12 protein-coding genes are annotated in these 14930 nt (G+C 67.4%); 5 read left to right on the forward strand and 7 right to left on the reverse strand.

Annotated features, from left to right (window positions below):
- Positions 1-883: 883 nt before the first annotated feature.
- Positions 884-1234 carry a hypothetical protein gene (locus G3I71_RS42055; RefSeq protein WP_164323661.1) on the forward strand — a complete coding sequence of 117 codons (351 nt, stop codon included), beginning with the start codon at positions 884-886 and terminating at the stop codon, positions 1232-1234.
- A 337-nt stretch (positions 1235-1571) separates the two neighbouring features.
- Here G3I71_RS42055 and G3I71_RS42060 read toward each other — a convergent pair whose 3' ends face one another.
- The 3 genes from G3I71_RS42060 to G3I71_RS42070 are packed head-to-tail and all read right to left on the reverse strand — an operon-like array spanning position 1572 to position 4293.
- Positions 1572-2372, reverse strand: a complete 801-nt coding sequence (locus G3I71_RS42060) for an amino acid ABC transporter ATP-binding protein (RefSeq protein WP_164323663.1) — start codon at positions 2370-2372, stop codon at positions 1572-1574.
- Positions 2369-3298: an amino acid ABC transporter permease gene (locus G3I71_RS42065; RefSeq protein WP_164323665.1), complete on the reverse strand. Its 930-nt coding sequence runs from the start codon at positions 3296-3298 to the stop codon at positions 2369-2371. The genes G3I71_RS42060 and G3I71_RS42065 overlap by 4 nt, the downstream gene beginning before the upstream one ends.
- 32 nt (positions 3299-3330) lie before the next feature.
- Positions 3331-4293, reverse strand: coding sequence for an ABC transporter substrate-binding protein (locus G3I71_RS42070; protein WP_164323667.1), 963 nt, complete (start codon positions 4291-4293; stop codon positions 3331-3333).
- A 678-nt stretch (positions 4294-4971) separates the two neighbouring features.
- Between G3I71_RS42070 and G3I71_RS42075 the strand changes: the two genes are divergently transcribed.
- The 4 genes from G3I71_RS42075 (at position 4972) to G3I71_RS42090 (ending at position 8336) form a co-directional block, all read left to right on the forward strand.
- Positions 4972-6180, forward strand: a complete 1209-nt coding sequence (locus tag G3I71_RS42075; RefSeq protein ID WP_164323669.1) for an NADP-dependent malic enzyme — start codon at positions 4972-4974, stop codon at positions 6178-6180.
- 274 nt (positions 6181-6454) lie between these two features.
- Positions 6455-7420, forward strand: coding sequence for a zinc-binding dehydrogenase (locus G3I71_RS42080; RefSeq protein WP_164323670.1), 966 nt, complete (start codon positions 6455-6457; stop codon positions 7418-7420).
- A gap of 143 nt (positions 7421-7563) precedes the next feature.
- Complete coding sequence (locus G3I71_RS42085) at positions 7564-7773, forward strand: helix-turn-helix domain-containing protein (protein WP_055525534.1); 210 nt, start codon at positions 7564-7566, stop codon at positions 7771-7773.
- On the forward strand, positions 7773-8336 hold the full coding sequence (locus tag G3I71_RS42090) for a Clp protease N-terminal domain-containing protein (protein ID WP_164323672.1): 564 nt from the start codon (positions 7773-7775) through the stop codon (positions 8334-8336). Before G3I71_RS42085 ends, G3I71_RS42090 begins: the two co-directional genes overlap by 1 nt.
- Before the next feature lie 81 nt (positions 8337-8417).
- On the opposite strand, the gene G3I71_RS42095 is transcribed toward G3I71_RS42090, so the two are convergent.
- The 4 genes from G3I71_RS42095 to G3I71_RS42110 form a co-directional block, all read right to left on the reverse strand.
- A complete protein-coding gene (locus G3I71_RS42095) occupies positions 8418-9521 on the reverse strand; it encodes a helix-turn-helix transcriptional regulator (protein WP_164323674.1) in 1104 nt (367 codons plus the stop codon).
- 1 nt (position 9522) lies between these two features.
- Complete coding sequence (locus G3I71_RS42100) at positions 9523-10419, reverse strand: DUF4097 family beta strand repeat-containing protein (RefSeq protein WP_164323676.1); 897 nt, start codon at positions 10417-10419, stop codon at positions 9523-9525.
- Positions 10420-10581: 162 nt separating this feature from the next.
- On the reverse strand, positions 10582-10761 hold the full coding sequence (locus tag G3I71_RS42105; RefSeq protein ID WP_164323678.1) for a DUF6104 family protein: 180 nt from the start codon (positions 10759-10761) through the stop codon (positions 10582-10584).
- 220 nt (positions 10762-10981) lie between these two features.
- On the reverse strand, positions 10982-14767 hold the full coding sequence (locus G3I71_RS42110; protein ID WP_164323680.1) for a multifunctional oxoglutarate decarboxylase/oxoglutarate dehydrogenase thiamine pyrophosphate-binding subunit/dihydrolipoyllysine-residue succinyltransferase subunit: 3786 nt from the start codon (positions 14765-14767) through the stop codon (positions 10982-10984).
- Between the last annotated feature and the right edge of the window lie 163 nt (positions 14768-14930).

A 14930-nucleotide genomic window follows, 5' to 3' on the forward strand; every position in this document is an offset into this window, starting at 1 on the left:
AAGCGACCGGACTTGGCCCTCAGTCAGCTCGTCCGTCCGCACCACGCCCAGCGGCAGTTTCAACCCCACGAACGGAGCAACGAGCCAGCCACCGTCACGTCACGTGAACCACCGGCTGTAGTACTAGCTTCACGGGCCGTACTCACCGGGTTGGCTGCTCCAGTCCATGCCGTTGGCCAAGAGTCAGCTGCGTGAACTGGCGCTCAACCCGAAGCTGCTGAGGTCGAAGCAGGGTCAAGGCAAATGTGGAAGGGGCGCTACGGGGGCGTTGTACCTCGTTCGCCTGCGCTGTGAACTCCGGCAGCGATATAGGAAATTTGCATCAAAAATGTCTCATTGTTGACTTTCTCGACTCTTTGGGTGGCCGTCAAATAGGCTTGCGTTTTTCCAGAAACTGGTGATCAGATGGAGAAACCCAATCCCTTGCTGGGTTTGGAGAGGGGAACAGACATGAAATTTCGATCACTGTCCATGGCTGCTGCGCTGACCATCGCGGGAGCTGGGACTCTGTTGACGGGAACGCCAGCTAGCGCTGCTAGCACGAGGACGTGCGCAACTGACCAAGGGTCCGTTTATGACATCTGCTTCGACGGGGACGGAGACGATTTCATCGTCAATGATCTCCGCTCGGACGGAATGCGGGCCGTGGTGAAGTGGCAGGCGAAGGATGGTTCGGGGCGTGTCGGTCAGTGCGCAGACACGGATGGTGCCTTCAATGGCGCGAAGGTATGCAATTACGACTTCATTGAAGGCCGTAACAACTACGTCCTCTTCTCGGGGTTCGTACAGGATGGGCCTCGGGGTGAACCGCAGTTCATTTCCTTCACTTATAACGGCTACATCACGCCAAGGTAACCGAAGTGTCCTGATCTAAGGGGGAAATGTGAAGCTTAAGCAGAGCTTCCTCGTGGGAGCTGCTTCGGTGCTTGCTTTCAGTGGCTTGCCCGTGTTCATGGCCGGCGCTCAGGCTGATCCGAGTTGCGTCGTCAGTGCCACTGGTTCCACGAGTGGCAAGTCGTACACGGTGAAGTTCACCAGTAATCCGTGTGGTCGGAAGGTGCGTGCCTACCTGGGCTGTATCAACCCGGATACCTTCTACCGTACGAACAAGTATGGTGCGACGATCTCCGGGACCGGCTCCAGCAAGGCGACGTGCCACCCGGATGACATGATCGAAAAGCGCGGGCACCAAGTGAATGTGCCTGACCAGGGATGGACGACCTACATCCACTGACGAAGTGTGAACAATTGGCAGGACAGGGGCAGGCCTCTGTCCTGCCAATGTGTTTTGCATCCGTAGTCGCAAGGCGCTGGGGCATTGGCGCGGCGGTGAGCTTTCTGGAGGTCTCGCTATGACCGCCCTTGCCCTTAACGATCATCTCCATCTGGGTGTCCAGTCCGATGATCACGGCCAGAGCAGTGGTGCAACTGCCGAAACCGGCTTCTGCACATCTGCTCGCACCTCTTCCAACAGGGCGGTGCCGACAGCAGCCGCCCCGTGATGATCGAGCAGCAAAGCATGCTCCCCGCCATGCAGGGCGTATGGCGGGGAGCATGGAGATCGGACGAGCTCAGAGCACCTTGGAGAGGAAAGATTTGGTGCGGTCGTGCTGAGGATTCGTCAGCACTTCTCTCGGATGGCCGGCCTCTACCACCACACCGTCGTCCATGAACACGAGGGAGTCACCGACCTCGCGGGCGAAGCCCATCTCGTGTGTGACGACGATCATCGTCATGCCGTCCTCGGCGAGGTCGCGCATGACATCGAGGACCTCGCCGACGAGCTCGGGGTCGAGGGCCGAGGTCGGCTCGTCGAAGAGCATCAGCTTGGGCTCCATCGCCAATGCTCGGGCGATGGCGACGCGTTGCTGCTGACCGCCGGAGAGCTGGGCAGGGTAGTGGCCCTTGCGGTCGCCAAGGCCCACACGGTCCAGTAGCTGCTGGGCCCGCTCCCGGGCGACAGCCTTGGACTCGCCCTTGACCTGGACCGGCGCTTCCATGACGTTCTCCAGAGCCGTCATGTGGGGGAAGAGATTGAAGCGCTGGAACACCATGCCGATGTCCCGTCGTTGCGCAGCGACTTCACGTTCCTTCAGCTCGTAGAGCCTGTCGCCCTTCTGTCGGTAACCCACCAGCTCGCCATCGACGGACAGGCGGCCAGCGCTGATCTTCTCGAGGTGGTTGATGCATCGCAGGAAGGTTGATTTGCCGGAGCCGGACGGGCCGATCAGGCAGAACACCTCACGCGCGTTCACCTCCAGATCGATGCCCTTGAGGATGTGCGCAAGACCGAACGACTTGTGCACGCCCTCGGCCTTCACCATGGGGTGACTGGTCGTGGGCTTGCCGAGGCCCTTGCTGATACCGCTCATCGGGCTACCTCCGGGCGGCGGAACGAACCGAACAGCCGGAGGTTCTTCCTCAGGCGCTGCAGTGGGGTCGGTGGCAGGTTGCGCGATGAGCCACGGGCGTAGCGTCGCTCAAGGTAGTACTGGCCGACGCTGAACACACTGGTGAGGATCAGGTACCAGATCGATGCCACGAAATACAGCTCGACGACCGCGAGCGAAGTGCTGGAGATGTCCGTGGACCGCTTGATGAGCTCGTTGAACTGGACCGCGTAGGCGAGCGACGAGGTCTTCAGCATGTTGATGAACTCGTTGCCCGTCGGTGGCACGATCACCCGCATCGCCTGGGGCAGGATCACGCGACGCAGAGTCTTGCCCTGTGTCATGCCCAGCGCATGCGACGCTTCCGTCTGTCCCTCGTCCACCGACTGGATGCCGGCCCGGACGATCTCGGACATGTACGCGGCCTCGTTGAGGCCGAGCCCCAGCAACGCCGCCAGGAACGGTGTCATCACCTGGTTCATCTCGTCTTTGTAGAACCCCAGGTTGAGGATGGGGAACACGAGCGCGATGTTGTACCAGAGGAGGAGCTGGACCAGCACGGGCGTGCCGCGGAAGAACCAGACATAGAACCAGGCCACGGTGCTCGTGACCGGGTTCGACGACATCCGCATCACCGCGAGGACCACGCCCAGGACGAGTCCGAGGAGCATGGCGAGGACGGAGATGTACAGCGTGTGCCAGACGCCGGACAGGATGGTCCCGTCCGTGACGTAGTCCGGGATGATGCTGTAGTTGATCTTCGCGTTGGAGAACGCGATTCCGATCATCACCAGCAGCGCGACGACCACAGCGCCAGCCACCCAGCGGCCGTAGTGGCGCACCGGGATGGCCTTGATCTGCTCCGGCGGCAGCGAGGACGCCGGAGCCTTGTCGACAATGTCAGTCACGGTGACTGCCCTTCAGTGTCGCGCCGGGCAGATCAGGAGCCACCGTTGACCTTGGACTCGGTCACCGCGCCATCCGCGACGTTCCACTTCTCAAGGATCTTCGCGTACTCGCCGTTCTTGATGATCGCGCTCATCGCCGCCTGGAGCGCGTCTCGCAGCTCGGCGTTGTCCTTGCTGACGCCGATACCGTACGGGCCTGCCTCGATCTGATCACCGACGACCTCGAAGTCGTTGCCGCCGCCCGAAGTCTTCGCGTTGTAGGCGGCTACCGGGAAGTCGTTGAGGTCGGCGACCGAGGCGCCCTGCTTTAGGCGGAGCAGCGCCTCAGGGTCGGTGTCGAAGGTCTGCAGAGTGATGGCCTTCTTGCCGTCCGTCTTGCACTTCGCGCTCTGCGTCTTGGCGATGCCCTCGGACGTGGTGCCCTTCTGCAGGGCCACGACCTTGCCGCACAGGTCGTCCAGCGACTTGATGCCCTTCGGGTTGCCCTTCTGGACCAGGATCGAGGTGCCGGCGGTGAAGTAGTCGACGAAGTCGATACCGTCGCCGACCTTCTTGCCGGTGTCCGCGTCGATGCCGTTCTGACGGTTCTTCGTGTCGTTCATGGCCGACATGACCACGTTGAACCGCTTGGACTGCAGACCGACGATGAGCTGGTCGAACTTCCCGTTCTGGAACTCGAACTTCACGCCCAGTTGCTTGCCGAGAGCGGCTGCGATGTCCGGGTCGATGCCAGCGGCTTTGCCGTCGACCATGTACTCGACGGGCGGGTACGCGATGTCGGAGCCCACGTTGACGACGCCTGCGTTCCGGATGCTCGCGGGCAGCTTGTCGGCGAGCGGCGCCGTCGAGGACGGAGAGCTGGAGCTGCTGTCGTTGCTGTTCTCTGTCTGGTCACCGCATCCGGTGAGCAGCAGGGCGCCCGCGACCGCGATCGCACCGACCGCGGCTAGCCGGTTGTGCGCTGCGGTCGTACGAAGGGTGGAGCTTGCGGTCATGGTGGGTTCCTCCGGCGGATGGATGGTGAGCCATTGGGGCCGGCGCCCGCCCAGGGGGCGGACGATGCCGGCGGGTCGGTCGACTGGTGCACACATCTTTGAGTGTCGCGACCTTGTGTGATTACGGCATCTTGCCATTCGGGCGGAGGCATTCAGACGACCGGCCATGTCAAAATCGGATAACGGGTGACCCCCGTGGAGCGTCAGGTCGGTACATCGGAGCCGGACCTTCCCGGATCTTCTACGGGAATCATTCGTTCCGGCCGGAAGATCTTCGGTGTATCTCGCCAGGTGAGCGGCTGTTGCATCCGTATGTACCCGTACGCACGGCCGCGGGAGGACTCCGTCCAGCCCGCACCCGGACACCGGGCCCGGCTCGTTCGACTCCCTCGGTCGACTCGTCTCTCGATTTGATCGATCATGCCCGGGTATGTGGCCATGTGTGGTGATGAGTCATGTCGCCCGCGTGTGACCTTCGCGTTATGGGCTCGTCTGCGGTGTCCTCCGTCCGGTAAGAAGGTTCTTTACACCCCTCATCAGGGACTCAGGGCGCGTGTGCGGCGCGCCCGTCGCGTTCGTGCCCGTGCGCATCACTCACCGGGGCCTTGCGCGGTGCCCGCCCACCCCTCACCAGGAGTGGCCACCCTCAAACCGTGAAGACCTAAGGGGTACAACAAAGTGGCAGCGGAGATCGTCAATCCTCGCAGCGACATCGACACCGGCAGTGATGCCGTTGAGTTCGACCCGGCGTTCGCCCTGCACCGGGGCGGCAAGATGGCCGTGCAGGCCACCGTGCCGATCCGGAACAAGGACGACCTGTCCCTCGCGTACACACCTGGTGTGGCCCGGGTGTGCACCGCCATCGCCGAGCAGCCCGACCTCGTCAACGACTACACCTGGAAGTCGTCCGTCGTCGCGGTCGTGACGGACGGTACGGCGGTCCTCGGACTCGGGGACATCGGTCCCGAGGCCTCCCTCCCGGTGATGGAGGGCAAGGCGATCCTGTTCAAGCAGTTCGGCGGTGTGGACGCGGTCCCGATCGCGCTGGCCTGCACGGGCGTGGACGAGATCATCGAGACGGTGGTCCGGCTGGCGCCGTCCTTCGGTGGGATCAACCTGGAGGACATCTCGGCACCGCGGTGCTTCGAGATCGAGCGGCGGCTCCAGGAGCAGCTGGACATCCCCGTCTTCCACGACGACCAGCACGGCACGGCGGTCGTGACGCTGGCGGCCCTGCGCAACGCGGCACGGCTCACCGGGCGGGAGCTCGGAGAACTGCGGGGTGTGATCTCGGGCGCGGGCGCGGCGGGCGTCGCCATCGCGAAGTTCCTTCTTGAGGCGGGGCTCGGCGATGTCGCCGTCGCCGACCGCAAGGGAATCGTCTCGGCGGACCGGGACGACCTCACGCCGGTCAAGCGCGAGCTGGCCGAGCTGACGAACAGGGCCGGACTGATGGGGTCGCTGGAGAGCGCCCTGGCGGGCGCCGACGTCTTCATCGGGGTCTCCGGCGGTACGGTCCCGGAGGCGGCGGTGGCTTCGATGGCCAAGGACGCGTTCGTGTTCGCGATGGCCAACCCGGACCCCGAGGTCCACCCCGAAGTGGCGCACAAGTACGCGGCTGTCGTCGCGACCGGGCGCTCGGACTTCCCGAACCAGATCAACAACGTCCTGGCGTTCCCGGGGATCTTCGCGGGCGCGCTGCAGGTGCGGGCTTCGCGGATCACGGAGGGGATGAAGATCGCGGCGGCGGACGCGCTCGCGGCTGTCGTCGGTGACGATCTGGCCGCCGACTACGTGATTCCGTCGCCGTTCGACCCGCGGGTTGCTCCGGCGGTGACCGCGGCGGTCGCTGCGGCGGCTCGGGCGGAGGGTGTCGCTCGCCGCTGAGGCTTGTGTTCAGCGGTGGTTCTGTCCGTCTCATCCCTGGGGGCTGCGCCCCAGACCCCCGCTTCGCCCCTGAAGGGGCCTTGTCCTCAAGCGCCGGACGGGCTGAAAACCAGCCCCTCCGGCGTTCGAGGAGCGGGGGTTCGGGGGCGGCGCCCCCGATGGGGTCCCCCTCTGGCGGAGGGACGGGTAGGGGCGGCGGGGGCGAAATCAACAGGGCGTGTGTCACAGTGCCGCCTCGTTCCCCCGGCTCCGTCGGGCCCCTATCGTCAAGGTCATGTTCGCTGCCTACGCCGCCCGTATCGACCCCGACAACCCGCTCAACGGGCTGGAGTTGGGCGACCGCCCAGCCCCCGAGGCGCGCCCGGGCTGGGCGACGATCGACGTCAGGGCCGCCTCGCTCAACCACCACGACCTCTGGTCCCTGCGCGGGGTCGGACTCCCCGAGGACCGGCTGCCGATGATCCTCGGCTGTGACGCCGCCGGCGTCGACGCGGACGGCAACGAGGTCGTCCTGCACTCCGTCATCGGCCAGACGGGCCACGGCGTCGGCCCCAGGGAACCCCGTTCCATCCTCACCGAGCGCTACCAGGGCACCTTCGCCGAGCAGGTCGCCGTACCGGCGTGGAACGTCCTGCCCAAGCCCAAGGAGCTCTCCTTCGCGGAGGCCGCCTGTCTGCCCACGGCCTGGCTGACGGCGTACCGCATGCTCTTCACCAACGCGGGTGTACGCCCCGGCGACTCGGTGCTCGTGCAGGGCGCCGGAGGCGGTGTCGCGACCGCCGCGATCGTGCTGGGCAGAGCGGCGGGCCTTCGCGTCTTCGCCACCAGCCGGGACGAGGCCAAGCGGAAGCGGGCGGTGGAGCTGGGCGCCGTCGAGGCGGTGGAGCCGGGGGCGCGGCTGCCACAGCGCGTGGACGCCGTGATCGAGACGGTCGGGGCGGCCACCTGGTCGCACTCGGTCAAGTCGCTGCGGCCCGGCGGCACGCTCGTCATCTCGGGCGCCACCAGCGGTGACCGTCCTTCGCACGCCGAACTGACCCGCATCTTCTTCCTCGAACTCAAGGTCGTCGGCTCCACGATGGGCACCAAGGACGAGCTGGAGGACCTGTTGTCGTTCTGCGCCACCACCGGCGTACGTCCCGTCATCGACGAGGTGCTCCCGCTGGACCGGGCCCGTGAGGGCTTCGAACGCCTTGAGTCCGGTGACCTGTTCGGCAAGATCGTCCTCACCACTTCCTGACCTCCACCACCTCCTGACCTCCACCACGTACGTCTCACTGCGGCGGGCCCGGGTTTCTTCCGGGCCCGCCGTCTGTGTGTTCGCGGCGTCCCGCGCGTCAACTAGGGTTGACAATATCGACCCTGTCAACCTAAGTTGACATCATGACCGAAGCAACAGATCTCGCCGAGCGTGCGGGTGACCGCGACCCGCGGATCGGGCTGCGGGCCGTCTCCGCGCTGCGGAAGCTGGTCGAGCAGCTGGAGTCCGTGCAGGTGCGCAGTGCGCGCAACCAGGGCTGGTCGTGGCAGGAGATCGCCGCGGAACTCGGTGTCAGCAGGCAGGCCGTGCACAAGAAATACGGGAGGCAGTGATGTTCGAACGGTTCACGAACGATGCGCGCGAAGTGGTGCGGGGTGCCGTCGAGCACTCCGAGCGCGTCGGCAACCGGTCCGTCGACGCCGAGCACCTGTTGCTGGCGCTGCTCGACCGCGAGGCCAGTCGAGCCTCCTTCGCGCTGGCCGCGCTCGGACTCGCCGACCGCAAGGAGTCGGTGAGGGCCGCTCTGGCCGACGCCCGGCGCCGCGCCGGGCTGTCCCAGGCCGAGACCGATGCCCTCGCCGGGCTCGGAATCGACGTCTCCGACATCGTCTCCCGGGTCGAGGAGGTGCACGGTGTCGGCGCGATGTCCGGCGACCGCCGGGACCGGGGGTGGTTGTCGGGGCGCCGTGTCTTCAGCAGGGACGCCAAGGAAGTGCTGGAGAGGTGCCTGCGCATCGCGGTGGCCCACCGGGACCGCCGGATCGGCGACGAGCACATCCTCCTCGCCCTCACAGCCCGCCCCGGCGTACCGGCAGAGGTCCTCGCCGATCAGGGAGTCACGTACGAGGCCCTGAGCCGTGTGCTGTACGGCGGGGGCGAGGCGAAGGCGGGCTGAGGAGGCGGGCCGAAGTGGCGGCCTGAGACGGCGTTCGGCGGGGTCCCTGCGTCTCGGCCGCGCCCTCGGCCGCGCCCTCGGTCACGCCTTCGGCGTCCGCAGCGCCGCCTCCACCAGTGCCGCCGCCGCTGACAAATGGCTGCGGATCTCGTGGAGTTGGGGTTCCGTGACGCTGTGGTCGCGGGCCGTGTCGCGGATGCCGTCCCGGAAGCGGTCGAGCAGGCGGTCCAGGTCCCGGGCCGGGTCGCCGGTGGAGTCTTCGTGTGCCCAGGACGGTTCGTAGCCGGCCGGGAAGTCCGGGGGAGTGTCCGTGTACTGCGGGCGCTCCGGTTCCGGTGCCGTCGTGGTCGTGGTGCCGCCGGGGCGTTGGAAGCCGAAGTCCTTGCCCAGGCCCTGGCCGATGTCCTTGCCGAGGTTCTTGCCGAAGTCCTTCCCGAACTCGCCGAACTCCTTGGCCAGTTCGGTCAGGCCCTCCCGGACCCCCGTCGGCCAGTCGCCCCTGCTGAAGTGGTCCTGGACCTGTTCCTGGACGCGTTTGGCGATGCGCTGCACCTCCTCCTGAGCCTGCGCGCGGGCGTTGTCCTGGGCCTCCTTGGCCTGGCGCCTGGCCCGCTGGGCCTCCTCGCGGGCCCGGCGGCTCTCGTCCTTCGCGCGCCGGGCCTGCTCCTTCCACTCCTGCTTGGCACGCCGCATCTCCTCCTTCGCAGCGCGCCACGCCTCCTTGTCGTCGGCGTCCGTGTGGTCCCCGTACTCCCCGTGGTCCCCGAACGGCGTGGACCGCGCGGCTCCGGTGGCTCCGCGGGCCTGGCTCGCCGCCGCGCGCACCTCCCGGCGCAGGTCGCCCGCCGCGCCCCGGACGTCGGCCCGGATCTCGGCGGCGAGTTCGGCGACCGAGTCGCGGATCTCCAGTTCCAGGTCGGCCAACTCGCCGCTGCGGTCGGCCAGTTCGGCGCGGCCCGCGTCCGTGATGGCGTACACCTTGCGGCCGCCCTCGGTGGTGTGTGTGACCAGGCCCTCGGTCTGCAGCTTGGCCAGGCGGGGGTACACGGTGCCCGCCGACGGTGCGTACAGCCCCTGGAAGCGTTCCTCCAGGAGGCGGATCACCTCGTAGCCGTGGCGGGGGGCCTCGTCCAGCAGCTTCAGCAGGTAGAGGCGCAGGCGGCCGTGGGCGAAGACGGGAGGCATGTCAGAGCACCTTCTTGTTCGTCGTGCCGGAGGTGTCACCGGAAGTGTCCCCAGGGGCGGAGTCGGCAGGTTCGTCCTCCGGCTGGGGGCGGCGGAGCAGGGCGATCGAGCCGGAGATCGTCGTCGCCCGGAGCTTGCCGGTGCCCGCGCCCAGGCGGCCCGTGACGCGGTGGGCGCCCCACTGGCCGTGGACGCGGAGGTCGTCGAAGGCGTTCGAGATCCTGCCGCTCGCCGTGTTGGCCTCCACCTCGGCGTCCGCCGGATGGGGGAGCCGGATGGCGATCTCGCCCGAGACGTTCGTCAGCTGCACGTCCGTCGGGCCCTCCGGGTCGAGGTCGACGATCATGGAGCCGCTCACCGACTCCGCGCGCACCGAGGGGCCGGAGCCCTCGACCACGGTCAGGTCGCCGGAGACGGAGTTGAAGCGCAGGTCGCCCGTGACCGCCTGGGCCTCCAGGCTGCCCGATACCGTGTCGGCGCGGACCGGGCCGGAGAGGCCGACGAGTGTCGTGTCGCCGGTGACGCCCTTGACCACCGTCGCTCCGGCGACCCCCGAGACGAACGCGGCGGCGCCGACCACGCCCACCTCGACGCGCGCGGCGGCCGGGACGGTCAGGGACACCACCGCGGTGCGACGCCAGCTCTTGCGGTCCAGCCACTTGAGGAAGCCCTTCCAGGGCAGGTCCTCGTAAGCCACCGTCAGTACGCCGTCCTCCTGGGTCACCACCAGGGGTGGACCCTCGATCTCGGTGACCTCCAGGCGGGCGGAACTCTCGTCCGTGCCCACCACGTTCACCGTTCCGTTGACGATGCGTACGTGCAGGCCCGTGACGGGCTCGGCGAAGGCGAGGTTGCCGGGCTCTTTGACGGACCACTCGGACGCGGCTGTGGTGGACATGGTGCGGACCCCCTTGGTGAACGGACGGGCTTGACGAACGGCAGGCCGACGACCGGGTACGTCACGACACGCCATATCGCGTCTTCCGCTATTCACGATATATCGCGGACACGGAAAGTCAAGACACCCGGACCGGAGCCGCTCGCCGCGCCCGCCTGCGCGCTACTCGTCGTCCTCGTCGTCCAGCCGCGCCAGCCAGGTGGCCAGGCGCTCCACCGGTACCTCGAAGTCGGGATTGAGGTCGACGAAGGCCCGCAGCTGCTCGGCGAGCCACTCGAAGGTGACCTCCTCCTCGCCGCGCCGCTTGGCCAGTTCTTCGATGCCTCGGTCGGTGAAGTACACGGATGTTCTCCTGGGGACTGCTGGGTCTGGTGGGACTGCTGGGACTTTTGGTGAAGGCTGTGCTCGGAGCCAGGGCCGGGGTCAGGGCCGAGGCCGCCCGGCGGATCTCTCCAGGCTATGCGCACGTATCCGGGGCCCTGATGACAAAGGGCCCGGCACCGGATCTCTCCGGTGCCGGGCCCCCGTACGTCAGCCCTGTTCGGCCGAGGCCGGTCGAGCCCTACGCCTCGAACACCTCACGCAGCAGCTGCTCCTGCTCCGCCTGGTGACGCTTCGCCGAACCCACTGCCGGGGACGAGCCGGCCGGGCGCGAGATGCGCCGCAGACGCTCGCCGTGCGGGATGTCCGCGCCGACCGCGAGGTCCAGGTGGTCGATCAGGTTGAGGGCGATGAAGGGCCACGCGCCCTGGTTCGCCGGCTCCTCCTGCGCCCACAGGTACTTCTCGGCGTTCGGGTACTTGGCGATCTCCGCCTGGAGTTCCTTGCCCGGGAGCGGGTACAGGCGCTCGATGCGGATGATCGCCGTGTCCGTGTTGCCGCGCTTCTTCCGCTCGGCCTCGAGGTCGTAGTACAGCTTGCCGGCGCAGAAGACGACCCTGCGGACGTCGGCCGGGGCGGCGGACTCGTCGCCGATGACCGGGCGGAAGGCGCCCGTGGTGAACTCCTCCGCCTTCGAGGCCGCCGCCTTGAGGCGCAGCATCGACTTCGGGGTGAAGACCACCAGCGGCTTGTGGTGCGGGTTGTGCACCTGCCACCGCAGGAGGTGGAAGTAGTTCGACGGCAGCGTCGGCTGCGCGACCATCATGTTGTTCTGGGCACAGAGCTGGAGGAACCGCTCGATGCGGGCGGAGGAGTGGTCCGGGCCCTGGCCCTCGTGACCGTGGGGCAGGAGCAGGGTGACGCCGGACGTCTGGCCCCACTTCTGTTCCGCGGCCGAGATGTACTCGTCCACCACCGTCTGCGCGCCGTTGACGAAGTCGCCGAACTGCGCCTCCCACATCACGAGCGCGTCGGGACGGGCCAGCGAGTAGCCGTACTCGAAGCCCATGACCGCGTACTCGGAGAGCAGGGAGTCGTAGACGTTCAGGCGGGCCTGGTCGTCCGACAGGTACTGGAGCGGGGTGTAGTCCTCGCCGGTGACCCGGTCGATCAGGACCGCGTGACGCTGGCCGAAGGTGCCACGCCGGGAGTCCTGGCCCGAGAGGCGCACCGGGGTGCCCTCCAGGAGCAGGGAGCCGATCGCGAGCGTCTCGCCCATGCCCCAGTCGATCGTGTCGTCCTCGATCATCGCGGCACGGCGCTGCAACTGCGGGATCAGCCGCGGGTGAACGGTGACGTGGTCGGGGATGTTGACCTGGGACTCGGCGATGCGCTTGATGACCTCCTGGGAGACCGCGGTCTCCACGGCCACCGGGAACTCGGCCCGGGGGTCGCCGACATGGGCCTCGGCCGGTGCGGAGATGGCCTCGCGGACCTCCGTGAAGACCTTCTCCAACTGGCCCTGGAAGTCCTGCAGCGCCTGCTCGGCCTCTTCGAGGGTGATGTCGCCGCGACCGATGAGGGACTCGGTGTAGAGCTTGCGCACCGAGCGCTTCTTGTCGATCAGGTCGTACATCAGGGGCTGCGTGAACGCCGGGTTGTCGGACTCGTTGTGACCGCGGCGGCGGTAGCAGATGAGGTCGATGACGACGTCCTTGTTGAACGCCTGGCGGAACTCGAAGGCCAGGCGAGCGACGCGGACGACGGCCTCGGGGTCGTCGCCGTTCACATGGAAGATCGGCGCCTCGATCATGCGGGCGACGTCGGTCGCGTACATGGAGGAGCGCGACGACTCCGGGGCGGCGGTGAAGCCGACCTGGTTGTTGATGACGATGTGGACCGTGCCGCCGGTGCGGTAGCCGCGCAGCTGGGACATGTTGAGCGTCTCGGCCACCACGCCCTGGCCCGCGAAGGCCGCGTCACCGTGCAGGGCGACCGGCAGGACCGTGAAGTCCGTGCCGCCCTTGTTGATGATGTCCTGCTTGGCGCGGGCGATGCCCTCGATGACCGGGTCGACCGTCTCCAGGTGGGACGGGTTGGCGGCCAGCGAGACGTTGATCTGCTCGCCGTCGAGGCCCGTGAACACGCCCCGGGCGCCCAGGTGGTACTTCACGTCGCCGGAGCCGTGCATCGACTTCGGGTCGAGGTTGCCCTCGAACTCCCGGAAGATCTGGGCGTACGACTTGCCGACGATGTTCGCGAGCACGTTCAGCCGGCCGCGGTGGGCCATGCCGATGACGACCTCGTCGAGGCGCGACTCGGCCGCCGAGTCGATCACGGCGTCCAGCAGCGGGATGACGGACTCGCCGCCCTCCAGCGAGAAGCGCTTCTGGCCGACGTACTTCGTCTGCAGGAAGGTCTCGAAGGCTTCCGCCGCGTTCAGCTGGCGCAGGATGCGCAGCTGCTCCTCGCGCTCCGGCTTGCTGTGCGGGCGCTCGATGCGGTCCTGGATCCACTTGCGCTGCTTGGGGTCCTGGATGTGCATGAACTCGACGCCGGTGGTGCGGCAGTACGAGTCGCGGAGCACACCGAGGATGTCGCGCAGCTTCATCAGGGACTTGCCCGAGAAGCCGCCGACGGCGAACTCGCGCTCCAGGTCCCAGAGGGTGAGCCCGTGTTCGGTGATGTCGAGGTCGGGGTGCTTGCGCTGGCGGTACTCCAGCGGGTCGGTGTCGGCCATGACGTGGCCGCGGACCCGGTAGGAGTGGATCAGCTCGAAGACGCGGGCGGGCTTGGTGACGTCGTCGTCGTGCGAGGCGTCGATGTCCTTGAGCCAGCGGACCGGCTCGTAGGGGATGCGCAGCGCCTCGAAGATCTCGTCGTAGAAGCCGGCCTCGCCGAGCAGGTAGTTCGCGACGACGCGCAGGAACTCGCCGGAGGCGGCGCCCTGGATGACCCGGTGGTCGTAGGTCGACGTGAGCGTCATGACCTTGGAGATGCCGAGCTTGTTCAGGGTGTCCTGGGACGTGCCCTGGAACTCCGCCGGGTAGTCCATGGAACCGACGCCCATGATGACCGACTGACCGGGCATCAGACGCGGGACCGAGTGGACGGTGCCGAGGCCGCCGGGGTTGGTCAGGGAGACCGTGACACCGGTGAAGTCGTCCATCGTCAGCTTGCCCTCGCGGGCGCGGCGGACGATGTCCTCGTAGGCCTGCCAGAACTCGAAGAAGTTCAGCGACTCGGCCTTCTTGATGCCGGCCACGACGAGCTGGCGGTCGCCGTTGGGCTTCACCAGGTCGATGGCCAGGCCGAAGTTGACGTGCGCCGGCTTGACCAGGGTCGGCTTGCCGTCCTTCTCCGCGAAGGAGTAGTTCATCGACGGCATGGCCTTGATGGCCTGCACCATCGCGTAGCCGATGAGGTGGGTGAAGGAGATCTTCCCGCCCCGGGCGCGCTTCAGGTGGTTGTTGATGACGATGCGGTTGTCGAAGAGCAGCTTCACCGGGACCGCGCGCACGGACGTGGCCGTGGGCACCTCGATCGAGGCGTTCATGTTCTTCGCGACGGCCGCGGACGGGCCGCGCAGTGTCACGAACTCCGGGCCGTCCGCGGCCTCGGCCGCGGGAACGGCCTTGGGCTTGGCGGCGACCGGAGCGGGCGCCGCGGCGGCGGGCTTCGCGGCCGGAGGGGCCGCGACGGGCCGGGGAGCGGCCTCCGGAGCCGGCGCCGGTACGGCCGGGGTCACGGGAGCCACGGGTGCGGCAGTAGCCGCTGGGGCGGTCGTGGTGGTCTCTGCGGCCCCCGCGGCCGCAGTACCCGCCGGAGCCGTCGAGGCGGCGGGCGCCCCGGGCTTGTAGTCGGCGAAGAAGTCCCACCAGGCACGGTCTACCGAATTCGGGTCCTGGAGGTACTGCTGATAGATCTCGTCGACGAGCCACTCGTTGGGGCCGAACGCTGCCGCAGGGTTACCTGCGGGTTCGTCGGTCGAGATGCTCGATGAGTTACTGGGGGACTGTGCAGACACGGCGGCAACCGCCCTCTTCCGCTTCACAAGGTGATGGACAGCGGGAATTAAGGCTACGCCCCCGTGGCCGAAAGGTCAGTCCGGGTTCGTTCATCGTCGCGTAAGTCACATCGGGAATCGGGTTTCGGGGGGTGAAATGGCGGGAAACAAGCGGGGTTCCGGT

Source organism: Streptomyces sp. SID12501, from assembly GCF_010550245.1.
GTDB lineage: Bacteria > Actinomycetota > Actinomycetes > Streptomycetales > Streptomycetaceae > Streptomyces.

What these genes read in the sequence shown, in the direction of transcription:
- G3I71_RS42100 (WP_164323676.1), bottom strand. Translation starts at nt 10,419, where the DNA reads ATGTCCACCACAGCCGCGTCCGAGTGGTCCGTCAAAGAGCCCGGCAAC.
- G3I71_RS42085 (WP_055525534.1), top strand. Translation starts at nt 7,564, where the DNA reads ATGACCGAAGCAACAGATCTCGCCGAGCGTGCGGGTGACCGCGACCCG.
- G3I71_RS42095 (WP_164323674.1), bottom strand. Translation starts at nt 9,521, where the DNA reads ATGCCTCCCGTCTTCGCCCACGGCCGCCTGCGCCTCTACCTGCTGAAG.
- G3I71_RS42090 (WP_164323672.1), top strand. Translation starts at nt 7,773, where the DNA reads ATGTTCGAACGGTTCACGAACGATGCGCGCGAAGTGGTGCGGGGTGCC.
- G3I71_RS42080 (WP_164323670.1), top strand. Translation starts at nt 6,455, where the DNA reads ATGTTCGCTGCCTACGCCGCCCGTATCGACCCCGACAACCCGCTCAAC.
- G3I71_RS42060 (WP_164323663.1), bottom strand. Translation starts at nt 2,372, where the DNA reads ATGAGCGGTATCAGCAAGGGCCTCGGCAAGCCCACGACCAGTCACCCC.
- G3I71_RS42070 (WP_164323667.1), bottom strand. Translation starts at nt 4,293, where the DNA reads ATGACCGCAAGCTCCACCCTTCGTACGACCGCAGCGCACAACCGGCTA.